Source organism: Kitasatospora sp. NPDC059577, assembly GCF_042735475.1.
Classification (GTDB): domain Bacteria; phylum Actinomycetota; class Actinomycetes; order Streptomycetales; family Streptomycetaceae; genus Kitasatospora.
This window is the reverse complement of the sequence record NZ_JBHWBZ010000020.1, coordinates 1-18,267: the sequence shown is the minus strand read 5'-3', so window position 1 is coordinate 18,267 and position 18,267 is coordinate 1. Positions and strand designations below refer to the sequence as shown.

Annotated in this window: 14 protein-coding genes; 13 read left to right on the top strand and 1 reads right to left on the bottom strand. The window is 75.4% G+C overall.

Annotation, left to right across the window (positions count from 1 at the left end; genetic code table 11):
- The first annotated feature begins 68 nt into the window (after positions 1–68).
- The 5 genes from ACFV0O_RS17940 to ACFV0O_RS17920 are packed head-to-tail and all read left to right on the top strand — an operon-like array spanning position 69 to position 4,279.
- Positions 69–629, top strand: a complete 561-nt coding sequence (locus ACFV0O_RS17940) for an RNA polymerase sigma factor (RefSeq protein WP_360262693.1) — start codon at positions 69–71, stop codon at positions 627–629.
- Complete coding sequence (locus ACFV0O_RS17935) at positions 626–1,477, top strand: zf-HC2 domain-containing protein (protein WP_380342465.1); 852 nt, start codon at positions 626–628, stop codon at positions 1,475–1,477. Before ACFV0O_RS17940 ends, ACFV0O_RS17935 begins: the two co-directional genes overlap by 4 nt.
- Before the next feature lie 29 nt (positions 1,478–1,506).
- Entirely contained in the window at positions 1,507–2,316 is an 810-nt protein-coding gene (locus tag ACFV0O_RS17930) for an ABC transporter ATP-binding protein (RefSeq protein WP_380342462.1), read from the top strand.
- The gene (locus tag ACFV0O_RS17925; RefSeq protein ID WP_380342459.1) at positions 2,313–3,716 is read left to right on the top strand and encodes a hypothetical protein; all 1,404 of its coding nucleotides are present in this window, start codon (positions 2,313–2,315) and stop codon (positions 3,714–3,716) included. The genes ACFV0O_RS17930 and ACFV0O_RS17925 overlap by 4 nt, the downstream gene beginning before the upstream one ends.
- Complete coding sequence (locus tag ACFV0O_RS17920) at positions 3,713–4,279, top strand: hypothetical protein (RefSeq protein WP_380342457.1); 567 nt, start codon at positions 3,713–3,715, stop codon at positions 4,277–4,279. The genes ACFV0O_RS17925 and ACFV0O_RS17920 overlap by 4 nt, the downstream gene beginning before the upstream one ends.
- 562 nt (positions 4,280–4,841) lie before the next feature.
- Here ACFV0O_RS17920 and ACFV0O_RS17915 read toward each other — a convergent pair.
- Entirely contained in the window at positions 4,842–6,275 is a 1,434-nt protein-coding gene (locus tag ACFV0O_RS17915; RefSeq protein ID WP_380342454.1) for a hydrolytic protein, read from the bottom strand.
- Between the two features lie 220 nt (positions 6,276–6,495).
- Here ACFV0O_RS17915 and ACFV0O_RS17910 point away from each other — a divergent pair, with 220 nt between their 5' ends.
- The 8 genes from ACFV0O_RS17910 to ACFV0O_RS17875 all read left to right on the top strand — a co-directional run bounded on the left by ACFV0O_RS17910 (position 6,496) and on the right by ACFV0O_RS17875 (position 16,565).
- Positions 6,496–7,302 carry a response regulator transcription factor gene (locus ACFV0O_RS17910; RefSeq protein WP_380342451.1) on the top strand — a complete coding sequence of 269 codons (807 nt, stop codon included), beginning with the start codon at positions 6,496–6,498 and terminating at the stop codon, positions 7,300–7,302.
- A gap of 139 nt (positions 7,303–7,441) precedes the next feature.
- Positions 7,442–10,699: a hypothetical protein gene (locus tag ACFV0O_RS17905; protein ID WP_380342675.1), complete on the top strand. Its 3,258-nt coding sequence runs from the start codon at positions 7,442–7,444 to the stop codon at positions 10,697–10,699.
- Positions 10,696–11,427 (top strand): DUF4255 domain-containing protein, encoded by a 732-nt coding sequence (locus ACFV0O_RS17900; protein WP_380342448.1) that lies wholly within the window; start codon positions 10,696–10,698, stop codon positions 11,425–11,427. Before ACFV0O_RS17905 ends, ACFV0O_RS17900 begins: the two co-directional genes overlap by 4 nt.
- On the top strand, positions 11,424–13,598 hold the full coding sequence (locus tag ACFV0O_RS17895) for an ATP-binding protein (RefSeq protein ID WP_380342446.1): 2,175 nt from the start codon (positions 11,424–11,426) through the stop codon (positions 13,596–13,598). Before ACFV0O_RS17900 ends, ACFV0O_RS17895 begins: the two co-directional genes overlap by 4 nt.
- A gap of 268 nt (positions 13,599–13,866) precedes the next feature.
- Positions 13,867–15,417 carry a phage tail sheath family protein gene (locus ACFV0O_RS17890; protein WP_380342443.1) on the top strand — a complete coding sequence of 517 codons (1,551 nt, stop codon included), beginning with the start codon at positions 13,867–13,869 and terminating at the stop codon, positions 15,415–15,417.
- Between the two features lie 58 nt (positions 15,418–15,475).
- Complete coding sequence (locus ACFV0O_RS17885; RefSeq protein WP_189917863.1) at positions 15,476–15,916, top strand: phage tail protein; 441 nt, start codon at positions 15,476–15,478, stop codon at positions 15,914–15,916.
- Positions 15,913–16,410 (top strand): hypothetical protein, encoded by a 498-nt coding sequence (locus tag ACFV0O_RS17880; RefSeq protein WP_380342440.1) that lies wholly within the window; start codon positions 15,913–15,915, stop codon positions 16,408–16,410. Before ACFV0O_RS17885 ends, ACFV0O_RS17880 begins: the two co-directional genes overlap by 4 nt.
- On the top strand, positions 16,407–16,565 hold the full coding sequence (locus ACFV0O_RS17875) for a DUF6760 family protein (RefSeq protein ID WP_167344238.1): 159 nt from the start codon (positions 16,407–16,409) through the stop codon (positions 16,563–16,565). The genes ACFV0O_RS17880 and ACFV0O_RS17875 overlap by 4 nt, the downstream gene beginning before the upstream one ends.
- Positions 16,566–18,267: the final 1,702 nt, after the last annotated feature.

Genomic DNA, 18,267 nt, shown 5'->3' with positions numbered 1-18,267 from the left:
CCCCCCGGACTGTGACGCAGGTCACGCCGGAGGAAGAACCTGCACGCCGCACCCCGCGTCTGGCTGGTGTGAGATCACGCAGGAGAGCACTGGACGAACTGGACGAGGAACGCCTCGTCCGGCTGGTGGCCAGGGGTGAGCGCGCGGCGTTCGACGAGCTGTACCGGCGCACGTCGCCGTGGCTGGCGGTGCGGTTGCGCCGCCGCTGCGCCGACGAGCAGATCGTCGCCGAGGTCATGCAGGAGACCTACCTGGCGGTGTGGCGCGCGGCCGGCGCGTTCGCCGGGAGCGCGGTCGGCGGGACGGCCGTCGGATGGCTGTGGACGATCGCGGCACGCCGCCTCGTCGACGCGTTCCGCCGCCGCGCCCACCACGCCGAGCCCCCCGTCGCCGCCGCCGAACGGGCCGTCGTGCCCGCGGCGGAGGACGAGGCCCTCGCCGGGACCGTCGGCGGCGACGTCGGCGACGCGCTGCGGCGACTGGCCCCGGAACTGCGGGAGGTCCTCCAGGCCACGGTGCTCGACGGGCTCTCCGTCCGGGAGACCGCCGTCCTGCTCAGACTGCCCGAAGGCACGGTCAAGACCCGCGCCCGCAGGGCCCGGATCGCGATGCGGGAGGCGCTGGCATGAGTGAGCGAAGCGATGGGCGCACCACCGGGGAACACGCGTCGGGGCGGTTGATCGACGACTACGCGCGCGGTGACACCGCGATGGCCGCGGACACCGTGTGGGCGTTGGAGGCCCACCTGGAGACCTGCGCGCCGTGCCGGGGCCGGCTGGCGGCCTCGGTGGCCACCACGGCGCCGGACGTCGTGGCGCTCCTGGACACCGTCCGGGCCGGTCTGGAACCGCAGCTGGACGCGTCCGGCCCGGCGCCCGCGCGCCGCTACCGCCCGGGGTGGGTCTCGGCCTGGCTGACGCCGGTCATGACGCCCTGGCTGGCCATGACCGTCGTCGTCACCCTGCTGGCGCTGCTGCTGGACGCGCTCGCGCCGCCGACGTTCTTCGGCGGTACCTCCCTGCTGGTGCCGGTCGCGCCCGTGCTGCCGCTGTGCGGCGTCGCCGCGTCGTGGTCGCGCGCACTCGACCCGGCGCACGAACTGACCGCCTCGACCGCCAGGGCCGGCCTGCCGCTGCTCCTCAGGCGCACCACCGCGGTCCTCGTGGTGGTCCTGCCCGGACTGCTGCTGGGCGGCCTGCTCACCGGGGACATGACGGCCGCCCAGTGGCTGCTGCCCTCCCTCGCCTTCACCTCCACCGCCCTGGCACTGGGCAGCGTGGTCGGGGTGACCCGCGCCGCCTTCGGGCTGACGGCCGCGTGGTGCGCCGCCGTCGTGGTCCCCGCGTGGGCGGTCGGACACGTCCCCCTCGCCCTGCAACTCCTCCTGCAGCCGGACCGGTTGCCCGTGTGGGGACTGCTCCTCGCACTCGGGACCGGCGCCGTGATCGCCCGCAGGAACGCGTACTCGACGCTGTGAATCCATCCTCGACCCCCGAAAGGGACCGCATGACACCCATGACGAGCGCGGCCGACACCGCGCCGAAGACCTACCCCTGGGAGATCCGGGCCGACGGGCTGAAGGTCCGCGTCGGACGGAAGAAGATGGCCGTCGACGGGCTCGACCTCTCCCTCGGCACCGGCACCCACGGCCTCCTGGGGCCCAACGGGGCCGGCAAGACCACCCTGATCCGGACACTGGCCACCGTACTGCGCCCCACCGAAGGGGAACTGGAACTGCTCGGCACCGCCGTGGGCGGGCTCGGCGACCACCGGGCCCTGCGGCGCCGGATCGGCTACCTGCCGCAGGACTTCGGCTACTACAAGCGCTTCACCGTGCGCGAGTTCGTCGAGTACATGGCCTGGTTGAAGGAGGTGCCGAAGGCGGAGATCCCCGCGGCCGTCCAACGGGCCGTGGAACGGGTGGGCCTCGCCGACCGCGCCGACCACCGGATGAAGACCCTGTCCGGCGGCATGGTGCGACGGGCCGGCATCGCCCAGGCCATCGTCAACGACCCGGCGGTGCTCCTGCTGGACGAGCCGACGGCCGGTCTGGACCCGGCGCAGCGACTGCGCTTCCGCGAACTGCTGCAGGAACTCGGCCGGGACACCTGCGTGGTCGTCTCCACCCACCTGGTCGAGGACGTCGCGGCCGCCTGCTCCGACGTGGTGCTCTTCGCCGACGGGCGGCTCGTCTTCCAGGGCACCCCGGACGACCTGGCCGCGGCGGGAAGCCCCGAGCACCCCGGCGACAGCCCCCTGGAGCGCGGCTACTCGGCGCTGCTCCGCGACTCCGGCCGGCCGGGAGGCATCTGGTGAACGGACGTGTCCTGCGTACCGAACTGAGGCGCTCGGCCGCCCCCTGGCCCGGCATCGTCGTCCTGGCCGGCAGCCTGGCGGTGTTCTTCCTGATCGACGGGATCTGGTGGAAGGGCACCGCCGGGTGGACGGCCCAGTGGACCACCATGGCCATGTGGACCCGCTACCTGCTGGCCTTCTGGCTGCCGCTCGTGGTGGGCACGGGCGCGGTGTACGGGCTGCGCGAATCCCGTTCGCGGATGGCCGAACTGCTGGTGACCACACCGCTGCCGGCCTGGCGCCGCGCGGCGCTGCCCGCCGGGGCGACGGCGCTCGCGACGGCGGCGGGCTTCGGCCTGCTGGTCCTCGTCGGTGGAGTCCAGGTGGCCCTCGGCCGGACCGCCTACGCACCGCTCGGCTGGCTGCCGATCTCGCTGGTCGCGGTGCTGGCCCTGGTCGCGGGGGTCGTGTTCGGCATGGGCGTCGCGCGGACGCTGCCCCATGTGCTCACCCCGCCGGCCCTGGTGGTGTCCTTCCTCGTGCTGACGAGCTTCCTGCGGCCGAGGACGGAGGGCCTGGTGCCGTCACCGTCGGACAACATGCCGAACCGGCTCCTCCTGCTGTCCCCGGCGGTCCCGGACCCGCGGGAGATGCTGCTGACCCTGTCCGGCTCCGTGCACGTCGGGCAGACGCTCTGGCTGCTCGGCCTGCTCGGCACCGGCTTCGCCCTGCTGTCGGCCGTGACCCGTCGGGCCCGGCTGCTCGCCGTGGTCCCCGTCCTGGTCGGCACGGCCCTGGCCCTGCTGGTCCTCCCGGCCGCGCCGCGCGACAGCTACGTCGTCGACCGGACCGCCGCCGGCCTGGTCTGCGACGGCCCGGTCTGCGTGACGCGGGCGAACCGCGACCGCCTGGACGAACTCGCCGCGCGCGGTGACGAGGCACTGGGCGTGCTGCGCGGCCTCCTGGGCGACCGGGCACCGCACTCGGTGCGGGAGGACAACAGGCTGCGCGAGCTCAGTGGCGACCGCGAGCTCTCCGACGACGTGGTGCTCGTCGACTTCGACGAGCGGCTGTTCGCCGACGCGACCGGTGACGCCCTGACCCGCGCGCTGATCTCCCAGGGGCTGGCACCGAACTGCCACGGGAACAACGACCGCGAGGGCGGCGGGAGCAGCAGCATCGCCGTCCAGAGCATCGCCGTGAGCTGGGCCCTCCACGACCCCCAGCTCCGACCGCTGCTGGAGAAGGGCACCGACCCGTACTCGCTCAAGGACTGGGCGGACGCCGACCAGGCCTGGCAGAAGCTGACGGCGGCGGCACCGGCCGAGCAGCGCACCCGGATCGACGGGCTGCGCGCCGCCACCTTCTCCTGCGCACCGGGTGACCCGCTCCTGCTGCTCGCGGGGGAGGCGTCCCGATGAGGTGGCTGAGCCTGTACGCCCGTTCCCGGCAGATGCCCGGTGCGGCCGCCGCGATCGCGCTCGTCACGGCGGCCGCGTGGGCCTTCGCCGAGCCCGGCCAGGCGAACCTGGGGACGGCGGTCCTCGTCCTCGGCGCGCACGTGGCGGCGGCCTCGGCCGGGCTCGGCGGGCCGGACGTGGTGCTGGAGCGGACGGCCGCGATCCGGTGGATGCCCCGCCGGGCGGCGCACGTGCTGCTGATCGGCGCGGTCGCCGGTCTGATGCTGCTGAGCGCACGGACGGTGGGCGTGGACCTCGCCCCCGCCGAGGTCGTCGTCCGGGACAGCGCGGGCCTGGTCGGTCTGGCCGCGCTCGGGGCGACGCTGTTCGGCGCGGCGTTCGCCTGGACCCTGCCGACCGGCTGGCTCGGGGTCACCCTCCTCGTCCCGACTCCGGACGGCACCGTGGGGGAGGTGCTGAAGTGGATGGTCTATCCGCTCGGTACGGCGACGTCCGCCGCAGTCGCCTGGGCCCTGTTCGCGACCGGCACCGTGGTGTACGCCGTGGCAGGACCGAGGCGGTGACGAGGACGCCTGGCCGTACCGACGGAAGACCGCCCTGACGGGGCACCACACTGACGGAACGCCACGCTGCACGAACGCCGGAATGCCGGCCCCGGGGGGGGGGGGGGCGAGCCACCCCCCCCCCCCCCCCCCCCCCGCCCCCCCCCCCCCCCCCCCCCCCCGGGGGGGGGGGCCGCCAACGCCGGCGTTCGTGTGTGCGCTCCGCGTCGTGGCGGTGCGGGAGTGGCCCACGTCACTGCCTCGCCGACGGGTCGTCAGCAGTACGCCAGGGCAGACTTCGCCGCCCCCGGGGGACTGGCCGACTGCCCTGCGGGGCACGGTTCGGTTGCCCGCAAGGGCAGCCTTGGCCCGGTCGGTCCGGTCCTGCCGGGGTTGTCGGCAGGTGCCCTGACCGGCGGCGCTGTCCGCGCCGTGTTGACATGGTCACGGGGCGTGGGAGGAGATACGGGAGGGAGTGATCGGAGACGAACGGGTCGAAAGGGACCCGTCGCCATCGTCGGGGCGCCGGGCGTACCGTTCCGGTCCGGTTGCCCGGAGAGGGAAGGTCACGCTGTACGCCGCTTCAGTTCCCCTGCCTGATGTCGCTCAGTGCACCGCTGATGTTGAGGAGTTCGTGGCACGTGGACGCCTGCTTGCCCGAGGCCGGGGTGCCCGGGGACTCGCAGGTCACGCTCGCCGTCACCGCCTGGTCCTCGGTCACCTGGATGGGGGTCACCCAGTGGTAGTCCTGGTTGCGGAAGGTCTCCAGGGCGATCGTGGTGATCACCTGGTTTCCGGCCGTGATGGTGATTAGCCCTTGGTCACCCTGGAAGTTGGCGACCACGAGGTCCGTGATGTCGAAGACCTTGCCGTGCGGCACCTGGTAACTGCCCACGGCGGACGAGGCGTTCGCGCTCTGCACGTCGATCGTGGCGGAACTCTGCTGGCCGGTGCCCGGCACCGCCAGCCCGCCCGGGCCGGAGTTCCGGCCGCCGGTGCCGGGGCTCGACTGCCCGGCGCCCGGCTTGGACTGGCCGCCGGGGCTCCCGCCCGGGGAGGCCGTCGGCGCACCGGGCGCGGGGGCGCCGGGGGTCGCGGCCGGGGTGGGGGTGGCGCTCTGCTGGGCGACGGCCTGCTCGGCGGCCTGCTTCGCGGAGCTGCGCACCGCCGGGCGGACCAGGGCGAACCAGGCCAGCAGCAGCGCGAGCAGCGCCGCCAGGAGAGCGAGCAGCCACTTGGGGAGGATCGGAAGTTGGATGAACTCACCGTCCAGGCGCGGACGCTGGACGGCCGTCAGGGGATCGGCCGGAGCGGTCCCGGACGTGCCGTCCGTGCCGCTGCCGGTGGTCCCCGCGGCGCCGGCGGCCTCCTTGCCGTCCGGGCCCTTGCCGTCCGGGCCCTTGCCGCCCGGGGCGTCCTGCGGGCCCACCGTGGCCTCGAACGGCCAGGCGGCGGGCTTGCCGAACCAGATCAGCTTGCGGGTCCGCGCCTGCAGCCGCAGTTCGGCGGACTCGCCGGGTTCCAGCCGCAGCCGCTCCGGGGTGACCCGGAACCGCAGGTCCTCCCCGGCCTGGCCGGGCGTGAGGACCACCGTGCCGGGCGTGTTCCCGAGGTTGCGCACCGAGGCGCGGTAGCGTCCGCGCAGCCAGCCGCGGCGGCGGCGCGGTGCGAGCGCCGCCTGCAGCTCGTGGAAGGGCGTCACGGTGACGGCGGCCTCCGGGACCGTCACCAGCTCGGGTCGTTCGGCCGGCAGCACCCGGATGCCGAGGGGGAACTCACCGGCCCGGGCGGCGGAGGATCGCGGCGGGGCCAGACGCACCGTCACCGTCTCGGACGTCCCGGGAAAGAGGGAGATCCGGGCGGGCTCGACCGTCGTCCACGCGGCGCAGTCGCCGACCACCTCCAACGAGTACGCCTCAACGATGTCAAGATCGTTACGTACCGTCAGGGTCGTGGTGGCCACGCCACCGGGCGCCACCGTGATGGCGGGCAGGCCGAGTTCGGCGGATGTGGTCATAGCGTGACGGTAGGCCTGTCGGCGCGTCGGATGAGAGGGCCGTGCGGGCAAGCTGTGGGCACACCCCTTGCCCGCGGGGACCGACCGACCCTGCCCGGCGCCGTCACGGCGCACCCCGCGAGCCGGGCACCCGCACCACCCCGGGCCGACGACCGGCGCCTCGCCGCCGCGGCGACCGGCCGTCACCACCACAGGTCCACTGAGGAAATGGAGTAGTTCGATGACATCGACCGATACGTCCCGCGCCTGCCGTGAGGAAGCCGTCACCACCCTGCGGGCGCTGGTGCCCCCGCAGCCCGGCAGCTCCCGCACGTCCGGCACCGCCCGTCCCTCCACCGGCACCAGGACGGCCGGCACCACCAGGCCGTCCGGGCCGGTCACCTCCGCCCAAGTGCGGGGCAAGCCGGCCCAGGTGCGCGTGGCGGTCTACGCCGAGGACCTGATCCTGCAGACCGGCGTGGTCCAGCAGTTGCGCCAGCGGCCCGAGGTGGAGCTGCTCAGCGAGAGCGAGGCGGCACGGGCGGAGGTCTCCCTGCTGGTCGTCGACGCCATGACGGAGGCGGTGGCCGAGCACCTGCGCCGGCTGCGGCTCGCCACCTCGGGCGCCATAGGCCTGGTGGTGGGGCACTTCGAGGCCGGCGGGCTGCAGACGATCGTCGAGTGCGGGGTCGCCGCCGTGCTGCGCCGCTCGGAGGCGGACCAGGACCGGCTGGTGCACCTCATCACGGCCCTGGCCAACGGCGAGGGCGTGATGCCCGGGGACCTGCTCGGCGAGCTGCTCGACCGGATCGGGATGCTTCAGCGCACCATGCTCGACGGGCGGGGCCTGACCCTGTCGACCCTGACGGCCCGGGAGGCGGAGATGCTCCGGCTGGTCGCGGAGGGCTTCGACACCAGTGAGATAGCCGCCAAGACCTCCTACTCCGAACGCACCGTCAAGAACGTGCTGCACGAGATCATCACGCGTCTCGGACTGCGCAACCGGGCGCACGCGGTGGGGTACGCCATGCGGCGCGGCCTGATCTGAGGGGCGCGCGGTCGTGGCCGCCTGCCCTCCGGGGACACCCGTTGTTACCCCCGGCTCGGGCGTCCGGGCTCTGTTCCCGGGCTTCCGGGCCGGGGAGACTGCGGGAAAACGCCCCTGCCAACCTGTGAGGTCGAGCGTGATCGGCGCCACCGCCACTCCCCGCTCCGTCCGGCGGCCGGCCCGAGCCGCCGTCGCGGTCCTGCTCGCGCTGGCGGCGGCCGTGGTGACCCTGGGCATCGCCGCCCCCGGCGGGCAGAGCGCCCCCGTGGCCCCGGCCGCCGCCGCCGAGCCCACCGCCGGACGGATCGTCTTCGCCGGCACCAACCACCGGGGCCTCGGCCGGGTGACCGGTGCGGCGGCCAGCACCCCGCTGTTCGGGCCCGGCCCGGTCCACTTCGACCAGGACCCCTCCGCCCGCGGCGACGAACTGGTCTTCACCAGCCTGCGGGACGGCCCGCTGCCCCAGGTCTACCTGCGCGACGCGGCCGGTGCGGTGCACAAGCTCACCACCGGCATGGACACCGCCCACCCCGCGCTGGCCCCGGACGGCAAGGCCGTCGTCTTCGAGTCGGTGGAGCCCGGGACCGGCGGGAAGCCCCAGCACGTCCTGTGGGTGGTGAACCGGGACGGCGGCGGGCTGCGCCGGCTGACCGACGGCTCGTCCGACGAGACCCACCCGACCGTCTCGCCCGACGGCCGGTGGGTCGCCTACGCCTGCACCGGCGACCCGGCGCACACCCAGATCTACCTGCGGCCGTTCGCCGGCGGCGCGCCGACCAAGATCACCGCCGTGACCACCGGCGACGCCGTCGACCCGAGCTGGAACCCGGTCGACGACGACGCGCACCGCAACCAGATCGTCTACACCTGGGACAAGGGTGCCGACCAGGGCCGGACCCTGATGCTCACCTCGCCCACCGGCGGCGACAAGGCCTTCTTCCTCCGCACCGGCTCCACCTGGCGGACCGGCTCCGCCTCCTGGCTGGCCGACGGCAGCGGAGTCCTCTTCCTCAGCTCCGACCTGCTCACCCCCGCCACCCCGCCGCAGCGGCCCGAACCGCCCACACCACCGGTCGTCAACCTGTACCGCGCGCCGACCTGCTCCTGCGACGACCCCAAGGTGCTCTACAGCACCGACCGGTTGATCGCGACCCCGGCCTGGCTGGGCAGCCAGGACAAGGGCGGGCCGGTGGTCGAACAGACCAGCGCCACCGCCTCCAACATCGCCGACCTGCAGGACATCCGCCCCGACGGCTCCGACCCGCGCGACCTCGGCGTCAGCGTGCTCACGGAGGACCCGGCCGCCGCCACCACCACCGACCCCGACCCCGCGGCCGACCCGCTCTTCCACCCCCGCCCCGGCTACGACCCCTGGTTCGAGCGGCAGGGCTACACGCCCGACGGCCGGCAGATCGTGGTCACCCGCTACGAGGACTCGCCGGCCGGGCGGATCCAGCGGATCTGGCTGACCGACGCCGACGGCGCGAACCCGCACCCGATGAACCTGGCCGGCCGCGGCCCGCTCGACCGGGACACCGACCCCTCCGTCTCGCCGGACGGCCGGCTGATCGTGTTCAGCCGCAGCTCCCCGGGCGGCGGCGGGCAACCGGCCCGCCCGGGCCGGGTCCTGATCGCCCAGGTCTCCACCGGGGCGATCGTCGGCACCGTCCAGCCGCCGGCCGGCCAGCCGGGCGCATCGGACGGCCAGCCCTTCTGGTCCCCCGACGGGAAGCTGATCGTCTTCTCCCGGAGCGCGGTGATCAACGGCAACGCCGGCAACCTGCACCTGTGGACCGTGCCCGCCGACGACCTCGGCAAGCAGACCGACCTCAGCCGGACGGCCTGCCCGGGCGCCTGCGACGTCATCGACGACAGCCCCGCCTTCTCGCCCGACGGCCGGCGCATCGCCTTCAACCGCAAGGGCGGTGACGGCGGCAACAACCAGCGCAACGGGGTGCTGACCATGGCGCCCACCGGCGGCGACTGCACCGTCCTGCTGCCCACCGGGCTCCGCGGGCAGAAGGACGCCTGCACCCGGCCGCTGCCCGACACCTCCGAGTCCGGCCCCTTCCAGCCCCGCGACGTCGCCTGGACGGCGAACGGCGCGCAACTGGTGCTCACCTCCCGCCGGGCCCTGCCGCCCAACTCGCCGGAGGGACTGGCCGTCTACGACTTCGCGTCCGGCACGCTCACCCCGCTCGCCCGGCGACTGCCGGGCCGTCAGAAGGAGCCCGCCGTCCAGCAGTCCGTCGACCTGGCGCTGAGCGCACCCGAGCGGACCCCCGCGGTCCCCGTCGGCGGCGGCACCGACGTGACGATCACCGTCACCAACAAGGGCCCCGCGCCCTCGCCCGCCACCGTCCTCACCGCCTCGGTGCCCACCGGCGCCCGGCTCGGCGCACTGACCACCCCGGTCGGGCAGTGCGACGCCGCGGCGTTGCGGTGCGACCTCGGCACCCTGGCACCCGGCGCGGTGGTCAAGGTCACCGCCCGGCTGATCGGCACGAGCACCGGCAGCCGGGAGTTCGGCTGGAGCGTCACCGGGACGGTCGTCGACCCCAACCCCGGCGACGACTCCGCCCGGACCCTCCTGCCGGTGCTGGACCCGCCGACCCCCTCGCCGACGCCCACACCGTCACCGTCCGCGTCGCCGAGCCCGAGCTCGACACCGACCCCGGCTCCGACCCCCACCACCACGCCGACCCCCGTACCCCCGCCCCCCGCACCCGCACCCGCGCCGGCCCCGCCGCCGCAGGCCGGCCCCGGAGTGTCGGTCGACGCCCAGCCGAACCCCGGCTACGTCGGCGGCCACGTGACCGTCAGCTACACGGTGCGCAACACCGGCCAGGCCCTCGCGACCGGGCTGCGGCTGTCCCTCGGCCTGCCCGCCGGGGTGCCCACCGAGGCGCTGCCCCCGGGCTGCCGGGCCGGGACCTGCCAGCTGGCCGACCTCTCCCCGGGCGGCAGCCAGGTGGTCCGGGTGGTGCTGTCACCCGACGCGCCCCTGCAGACCACCGTCACCGCGGAACTGACCACCACCGGCACCGACGCCGACCCGGGACCGCACCGGGCGAGCACCCCGCTGCGCATCCTGCAGCCCCGCATCGTCGCGGTGCCGCCGATCGGCAAGCCCGGCTTCGTGACCTCCGTGCGCGGCGTGGACTTCCCGCCCGGCGTCCCGGTGCGGTTCACCTGGCAGCCCGGCATCACCGCCGCGGCCGCCCCCACCTACCCCCGGGCCGACGGGACCTTCGCCGGCCAGCTGCTCATCCTGCCCAAGGACGAGACCGGCCCGCGGACCATCACCGCCGACGGCCCCGGGTTCTCCCCGGTGACCACCCCGTTCCTCGTGGTCGAGGGCAGCATCGGCCCGCCGGGGGAGGTGGAGCGGCGATGATCCACGAGGTCGACGAGGCGCTGCGGCTCCTGCTCGCCGAGGCCGGACTGCCGGAACGCGGCGTCGAGGTGGTCTTCGACGCGCCCACCCGGGACTTCACCGCCCGGCGCACCGCGCCGACGGTCAGCGTCTTCCTCTACGGGATCCGTGAGGAGACGGACCGCCGGCAGGCGGGCGAGGTCGCCGAGTACGACGCGGACGGCGTGGTGGTCGCCCACCGCGCCGCGCCCCGCTGGTTCGAGCTGGCCTACCTGGTCACCGTCTGGACCAACCGGGCGCAGGACGAACACCGCCTGCTGGCCGAGGTGCTGCAGTGCCTGACGGCCGTGGACGCGCTGCCCGCCCGGACGCTCACCGGGACGCTCGCGCAGCTCGGACTCACCGTCGGGCTCGACATCGCCGGGCGCGACACCGGACTGCCGTCGGTCTCCGACGTGTGGTCCGCGCTCGGCGGGGAGCTGCGGCCCTCGATCGACCTCCGGGCACTCGCCCCGCTGCCCGGCGGGCGCAGCCCCGTCGGACCGCCGGTCACCGAGGGCCTGGTGGTGCACGTCCAGGACACCGGCCGGGACGCCGGCGCCGCCGCCGGGGACGGTGCGGCGCCCGCCGACGGCCCGGGCCGACGACTGCGCTACCACGGCGCCACCGACCCGGGACCGGACGGCTTCGCCGCTCCCCGGGACCGCGAGCTGCCGCCGGGCCGCCGGGCACGGGGGAGGACACGATGAGCATCGACCTCGGACCGGCCGCACCGGTCACGGCGGCCGCCACGGCGGCCGCGCCCGTCGTGGCGGGCCCCGGCCCCGACGACCTCTGGGACCGGCTGCAACGGGTCGAGCAGCGGGTCAGGACCGCGGTGCGCGAACGCCGGGCCGACGACCCGGACCCCGACGACCCCTACCGCGGCCAGTACCTCGGCCCGGACGCGGTGGAACGGATCCTCGCGGCCTCCGCCGCGTCGGGCGCCGGCGGGGCCGCCCTCGGCGACGGGCCCGCGCCGCCGCCCCCCGGCTCCCGGCTCGCGCGGCTCTGCGGGGCCTTCGGGCTGCTCCCGCTGGACCTCGAACTCCTGCTGGTGGCCCTGGCCCCCGACCTCGACACCCGCTTCGAACAGCTCTACGGCTACCTCAACGACGACCTGACCCGACGCCGGGCGACCGTCGGACTGGCCCTCGAACTGTGCGGCCTGCCGGGAGCGGCCGGCGCCGGCCGCTCCCGCTTCTCGGTACGGGCCCCCCTGGTCGCCGGCGGCCTCCTGGAGGTCACCGAGCCGGAGCGTCCGCTGCTCTCCCGCACCCTGCGGGTGCCGGAGCGGGTGACGGCCCACCTGCTCGGCGGCGACGAGCCGGACGGCGCGCTCGCCGGGCTGGCCCGCCGCGCGGCCGCCGGTGCGGACGTGGCCGGTGCGGACGCGGCGGGTGCCGTCGGCACCGGTGCGGCCGCGGAGTTCGTCGAGCGGGTGCTCGCGGCCGCCGCGACCGGCGGGCTGGTGCACCTGCTGGACCGGGGCGGGCACGCCGTGCCGCCGGCGGTGGCCGCCCTCGCGGCCGACGGACGGGCACCCCTGGTCGTCGACGCCGGCGCGCTGGCCGCCCGCCCGTCGCCCGGAACCGTGCGGGTGCTGGCCCGCGAGGCCCGGCTGGGCGGGGGCGGCGTCGTGTTCGGCCCGCTGGACCGCCTCGAACCCGAACGGCCCGAACGGGCCGCCCTGTTGCGCGAGCTGTGCGCGGAACTCACCGGCGTGCCGCTGGTCGTGCACGGGTCGCAGGTGTGGGACCCGGCCTGGGCACGGGAGAGCCCCGTGGTGCTCACCGTCCCGCCGCCGGACGCGCACGGCCGGGCCGCCCGCTGGGCCCGGGCGCTGGGCGCCCGGCCGGACGGGCGGGAACCGGAGCCGCTGAGCGAGGAGCTCACCGAGGCGGTGGCCGCCTACCGGGTGGACCAGGAGCAGCTGGAGCGGGCCGCCGCGGTGGCGGTCAGGACGGCGGCCGCCGAGCGGCGCCCGGTGCGCGCCGAGGACGTCCGGTCCGCGGTGCGGGCGCAGAACGCGGCCGGCCTGGCCCGCCTCGCCCGCCGGATCGAACCCGGCGTCGGCTGGGGCGACCTGGTGCTGCCCGGTCCCACCGCGGGCCGGCTGCGCGAACTCGTGCTGCGGGCCCGCCACCGCGACCAGGTGCTCGGGAACTGGCGGATGCGGCCCGGCGGCGGCCGGGGCAACGGCGTGATCGCCCTGTTCGCGGGGGAGTCGGGCACCGGCAAGACGATGTCGGCCGAGGTGGTCGCGGCGGAGCTCGGCATGGAGCTGTACGTCGTGGACCTGTCCACCGTGGTGGACAAGTACGTCGGCGAGACCGAGAAGAACCTGGAACGGATCTTCACCGAGGCCGCGCAGGTGAACGGCGTCCTGCTGTTCGACGAGGCGGACGCGCTGTTCGGGAAGCGCTCGCAGGTCAAGGACGCGCACGACCGCCACGCCAACGTCGAGACGGCCTACCTGCTCCAGCGCATGGAGTCGTTCGACGGGATCGCGGTGCTGACGTCCAACCTGCGCGCCAACCTCGACGAGGCGTTCACCCGGCGACTCGACGTCATCGCGGAGTTCCCGCGGCCGGACGAGGCACAGCGACGGGTGCTGTGGGACCGCTGCCTGGGGCCGCGGCTGCCCCGTGGTGACGACCTCGACCTGGACTTCTGCGCCCGGCACTTCGAACTCACCGGCGGCTCCATCCGGGCCTGTGCGGTCTCCGCGGCCTACCTGGCGGCCGGCGCGGGTGCCCCGCTGGGCATGGCGCAGCTGGTCGCCGCGGTGGTCGGCGAGTACCGAAAACTCGGCCGGCTGGTGTTGGAGAGCGAGTTCGGGCCCTGGCTGGGCGTCCTCGGGGACGCCGGGCGGCTCTGACTCGCCACCGCCCGGACGGTGGCGGGGTCTGGGCGGGTCGTGGGGGCCGGGTCGGCGGGGTCGTGGGGGCCGGGTCGGCGGGTCAGGCGGCTCGGTCGGATCGGCGGGGCGGTGGGCCCGCCGCAGGTCGGACGGGTCCGCGCGTACCCGTCGGGTGCCCGCCGGGGCAGTCGTTCTTGCCCCCGGTCCGGGACCTGCGGACATGTCCCCGGGCGGGGGTCGGGCAGCAGACTCGTGGACGAATGACCGGCCACCCGAAGGAGCGCGAATGCCGTCCTACCTCACCCCGGGCGTGTACGTGGAGGAGGTCCAGTCCGGTGCCCGGCCGATCGAGGGGGTCGGCACCGCCGTCGCCGCTTTCGTCGGCTTCGCCGAGACCGGTCCCTTCCACGAGCCCACGCTGGTGACCAACTGGGACCAGTACGTCCAGCGGTTCGGCGGATTCACCGAGGGCACCTACCTGGCCCACTCGGTGTACGGGTACTTCGCCAACGGCGGCGGCTCCGCCTACGTCGTGCGGGTCGGCGACCCGGCCCGGCGGACGCCCGGCGCCGCCCCGGCCGCCGCCGTCGGCGGGCCCGTGCCCGTCGCGATCGCCGGCTTCCTCTTCACGGCGCTGCCCGGCGCGGGCGGCGGGGTCTCCCTCGAAATCGCCGACGTCGAGGGTGACAACGTCCCCGAGGACCGCTTCCGCCTGCTGGTCCGCCGCGGCGCCGAGGTCGTGGAGACGTACGACGTCTCGACCCGCAAGAGCACCAAGGGCTACGTCGTCACCCAGCTGCGCGAGTCGAAGCTGGTCGCCGTCGTCGAGCAGCCCGGCACCGCCCCGAGCCGCCCCGAGCGCACGACCCACGCCCTCGCCGCCGCCCCGGCGCCGGCGACCGGGCCCGTCGCGGCCCCGGCCGGCCGGCTCGACCCCGCCGAGTACGTCGGCGACGCCGCCGCCCGGACCGGCTTCTCCGGCCTGGAGGCGATCGACGAGATCACCATGGTCGCGGTGCCCGACCTGATGAGCGCCTACCAGCGCGGCGACATCGACGGCGAGGGACTGCGGACCGTCCAGCTCGCCGTGATGTCGCACTGCGAGCAGATGGGCGACCGGATCGCCGTCCTGGACCCGCCGCCCGGCCTCAACGCCCAGCAGATGCGGACCTGGCGCAACGACGAGGCGGGCTTCGACTCCCGCTACGCCGCCCTGTACTACCCGTGGATCAAGGTCTTCGACCCGGCGAGCGGCCGCAACGTGATGGTCCCGCCGAGCGGGCACGCCGCCGGGGTGTGGGCGCGCAGCGACGCCGAGCGCGGCGTGCACAAGGCGCCCGCCAACGAGGTCATCCGCGGCGCGGTCGACCTGGAGATACGCCTCAGCAAGGGCGAACAGGACCTGCTGAACCCGATCGGCGTCAACTGCGTGCGGGCCTTCCCCGGACGCGGCATCCGGATCTGGGGCGCGCGCACCCTCTCCTCCGACCCGGCCTGGCGCTACCTGAACGTGCGCCGGCTCTTCAACTACCTGGAGGAGTCCATCCTCCTGGGGACCCAGTGGGTCGTCTTCGAACCCAACGACGACCGGCTGTGGTCCAGCATCCGCCGGAACATCACCGCGTTCCTCACCGAGGAGTGGCGGCGCGGCGCGCTGTTCGGCCAGACCGCGGCCGAGGCCTTCTACGTCAAGTGCGACCGCGAGAACAACCCGCCGGAGTCCATCGACCTCGGCCAGGTGATCTGCGAGATCGGGGTCTCTCCGGTGAAGCCGGCGGAGTTCGTGGTGTTCCGGCTGTCCCAGTTCTCAGACAGCACGAGCCTCGTCAACGAGTGACCGGCACCCGTACTACCCGGTACCCGGTCGGCACCCCATCGGAAGGTGACAACTAGCCATGGCTGAAGGCGATCCGCTCTCCACACACATCTTCGGCGTCCAACTCGGCGGCTACAACGTCGAGTCCGTCAAGGAGATCAGCAATCTGACGGTCGACCAGGAGGTCGTCGAGTACAAGCAGGTGACCCAGGAGGGCAAGCTGATCGTCCGCAAGCAGCCGGGCGCCCGGCTGCCCGGCGAGGTGACGATCACCCGCGGCCTCGACAAGAGCGGCGCGTTCACCACCTGGATCAAGGAGACCCTCAACAACGGGGCGATCAACACCGCGCGGCAGAACCTCACCATCGAGGTCAAGGACACCACCGGTGCCACCCTGCGGCGGATCCAGCTGACCAATGCCTGGGCCAGCCGCTGGGAGGGCCCCACGCTCACCGCCGGCGAGTCCAGCGCCGCGACGGAGACCGTGACCATCGTGTTCGAGGAGATCAGCGTAGAGTGAGGCGACGGATCGGCCTTGACGAACTCCTGGAACGGGCCCCGGCCCCGCAGAACACCGCGCCGCCGCAGCAGCAGCCCGCGGGTCCGGCGGGACCGGCCGGAGCGCCGGGCCCCCGGGGGCAGGCACCGCACACCGAGTTCGACTTCGAGCTGCCGCTCGGCTACGTCGACGACGAGGGCACCGTCCACCGGCACGGCACCATGCGCCTGGCCACCGCCCGCGACGAGCTGATGCCGCAGATCGACCTGCGGGTCAAGGAGAACCCGGCCTACCTGAGCGTGGTGCTGCTCAGTCACGTCATCACCAGGCTGGGCGACCTCACCGACGTGCACGCCGGGATCGTCGAGCGGATGTACGCCACCGACGTCGCGTTCCTCCAGGACCTCTACCAGCGGATCAACAGCGAAGGCCACACGCGCGCCGCGGTGACCTGCCCGCACTGCGACGGCGCCTTCGAGGTCGACCTCGCCGGTGGGCGCCTGGGGGAATCGTGACGTACGCGCCTGCTCGGCTGTACGAGGAGATCGCGTACATCGCCTACCACTTCCACTGGCAGCGGGAGGACATCCTCGACCTGACCCACCGTGAACGCGGGCAGTGGGTGCGCGAGATCGCCCGTCTCAACACCCGTGTCAGCGAAGGAGGGTGAGCCGGGTGGGGCTTCGGGACTGGATCGGCCGCCGGAGGGCGGACGAGTCGACGGCCGGGTCGTCGGCCGATTCACCGGCGGCACTGCCGTCGGTGACGACGGCCGGCGGCGCGAGCGGTGACTCCGGCGCCGCCGGGGCCGTCGGCGCCGTCGGAGGTGCCGACGGCGTGGCTCGGCGTCGTCCGCCGACGGGGGACGGGGGGTGGCGCGCGGTGCGGCCACTGGCCCCGACCCTGGCGACCCCGCCGCACGGGGTCAGCGACGGCCTGAGGTTCCGGTCCTGTCTCGCCTCCTGGCAGGACCCCTCGCTGAGCGGTCCGCTCGGCCACGCGGTCCTGCCGTCCGCGCCGGTCGGCATCCTGCGGGCGATGGCGGTACCGGTCGCCCCGGCCGCCGCCGTCGCGGGCGGGACCGGACTGGCGATGCCGGTCGCCCCGGGTGCGCCCGGCGCGGCCGGGCCCGGGGCCGCGGAGGCGCAACCGGCGGCCGAGCCCGGGGAGTCCGGGCAGCCACGACCGGTCCAGCGGGCCGGTGCGGTGCGGCGGCTTCCCGTGCGCTCGGCGCCGCGGGGCGCGCGCCCCGCAGCGGTCCAGCGGTCGGCCGCTCCGGGCCGGAGCGGCGGCGCTGCCGGCCCGAGCGGTCCTTCCACCACCACAGACGCCGCCGGCCCCGGTGACACCGCCGGCACTGCACCCGCGCCCGAGGGGGACGTCGCGTCCCCGCGCCGCAGTGACGCGGCCGGCCCGGTGCGCCCGGTGCGAACCCGTTCCGTCGGCGCACCCCTGACCGTGGCGCGGCGCCCCCGGGCACTGCCCGCGCGCCCGGTGACGGCGGTCCCGGCCCCGAGCAGAACGCCGGGGACCGCCGTCGAACCGTCGAGCCGTCGGACGGACCCGGCCGCCGGCACCCGTTCGCCCGAGAGGGCGGAGGCTGACGTGCGGCCCGCTCCGGGTCCGGATCAGGGTGCGGCTCCGGTTTCGGCGCCGGTCGGCGGTGCGGCGTTCGCGCCGGCCGGGCGGCCCGAAGGGGTCGTCCAACGAGCCGTCGCACCGGGCGCCGCCGCGCCCGCTTCCGCTGTGCCCGGTGCTGCCGCGCCCGGTGGCGCTGCCGTGCCCGCCCGGCCGGTCCTCGGCGCGCCCTTGACCTCGCTGCCCGCGAGCGCCACGCCCGTGGTCGGGCCCCGGCCCGGTGACGCCGCCCCGGCTGGACCGGCCATGCCGGTCGTCCCCGCCGCCCCGGGGTCCACCGGGACCGGAACGGGCGGGCCCGAGGCCACCCAGGACCGCACCCGTACGGTCGCGCAGCAGGGCGGCCGGGCGCCGTCCCGCGCCGAGCGCGGTGCCACCGGTGCCGCACCCAGCGTCCAGCGGGCCCCGGCCGGGGGCGGCACCGCCGCGTCCGCGCACGCATCCGCACATACATCCGCGTCGCCGTCCGAACCGTCGTCGACGCCGTCGGTGCCTTCGTCACCGAACACCGAACGTGCCGGACAGGTACGTTCCACCCCGTCCCCGACCCCGTCCCCGACCCCGTCCACGGCCCGCACCCGCGGAGGCCTGGGCGCGCCGCTCGACGCGCTGCCCCCGACGGCGGCCGCGCCGGGCCGCACCGCCCCGCTGCTCGGCGGGCGGCCACCGGTCCGACGCCTCGTGGGCCCGACGGCTGCAGCGGCCACGGCCGGCCCGGGCTCGGGCTGGCGCGG

Excerpts from the sequence above, each read along its gene's own strand:
- ACFV0O_RS17930 (WP_380342462.1), top strand. The coding sequence starts at position 1,507 with ATGACACCCATGACGAGCGCGGCCGACACCGCGCCGAAGACCTACCCC.
- ACFV0O_RS17935 (WP_380342465.1), top strand. The coding sequence starts at position 626 with ATGAGTGAGCGAAGCGATGGGCGCACCACCGGGGAACACGCGTCGGGG.
- ACFV0O_RS17920 (WP_380342457.1), top strand. The coding sequence starts at position 3,713 with ATGAGGTGGCTGAGCCTGTACGCCCGTTCCCGGCAGATGCCCGGTGCG.
- ACFV0O_RS17900 (WP_380342448.1), top strand. The coding sequence starts at position 10,696 with ATGATCCACGAGGTCGACGAGGCGCTGCGGCTCCTGCTCGCCGAGGCC.
- ACFV0O_RS17895 (WP_380342446.1), top strand. The coding sequence starts at position 11,424 with ATGAGCATCGACCTCGGACCGGCCGCACCGGTCACGGCGGCCGCCACG.
- ACFV0O_RS17915 (WP_380342454.1), bottom strand. The coding sequence starts at position 6,275 with ATGACCACATCCGCCGAACTCGGCCTGCCCGCCATCACGGTGGCGCCC.
- ACFV0O_RS17890 (WP_380342443.1), top strand. The coding sequence starts at position 13,867 with ATGCCGTCCTACCTCACCCCGGGCGTGTACGTGGAGGAGGTCCAGTCC.
- ACFV0O_RS17885 (WP_189917863.1), top strand. The coding sequence starts at position 15,476 with ATGGCTGAAGGCGATCCGCTCTCCACACACATCTTCGGCGTCCAACTC.
- ACFV0O_RS17910 (WP_380342451.1), top strand. The coding sequence starts at position 6,496 with ATGACATCGACCGATACGTCCCGCGCCTGCCGTGAGGAAGCCGTCACC.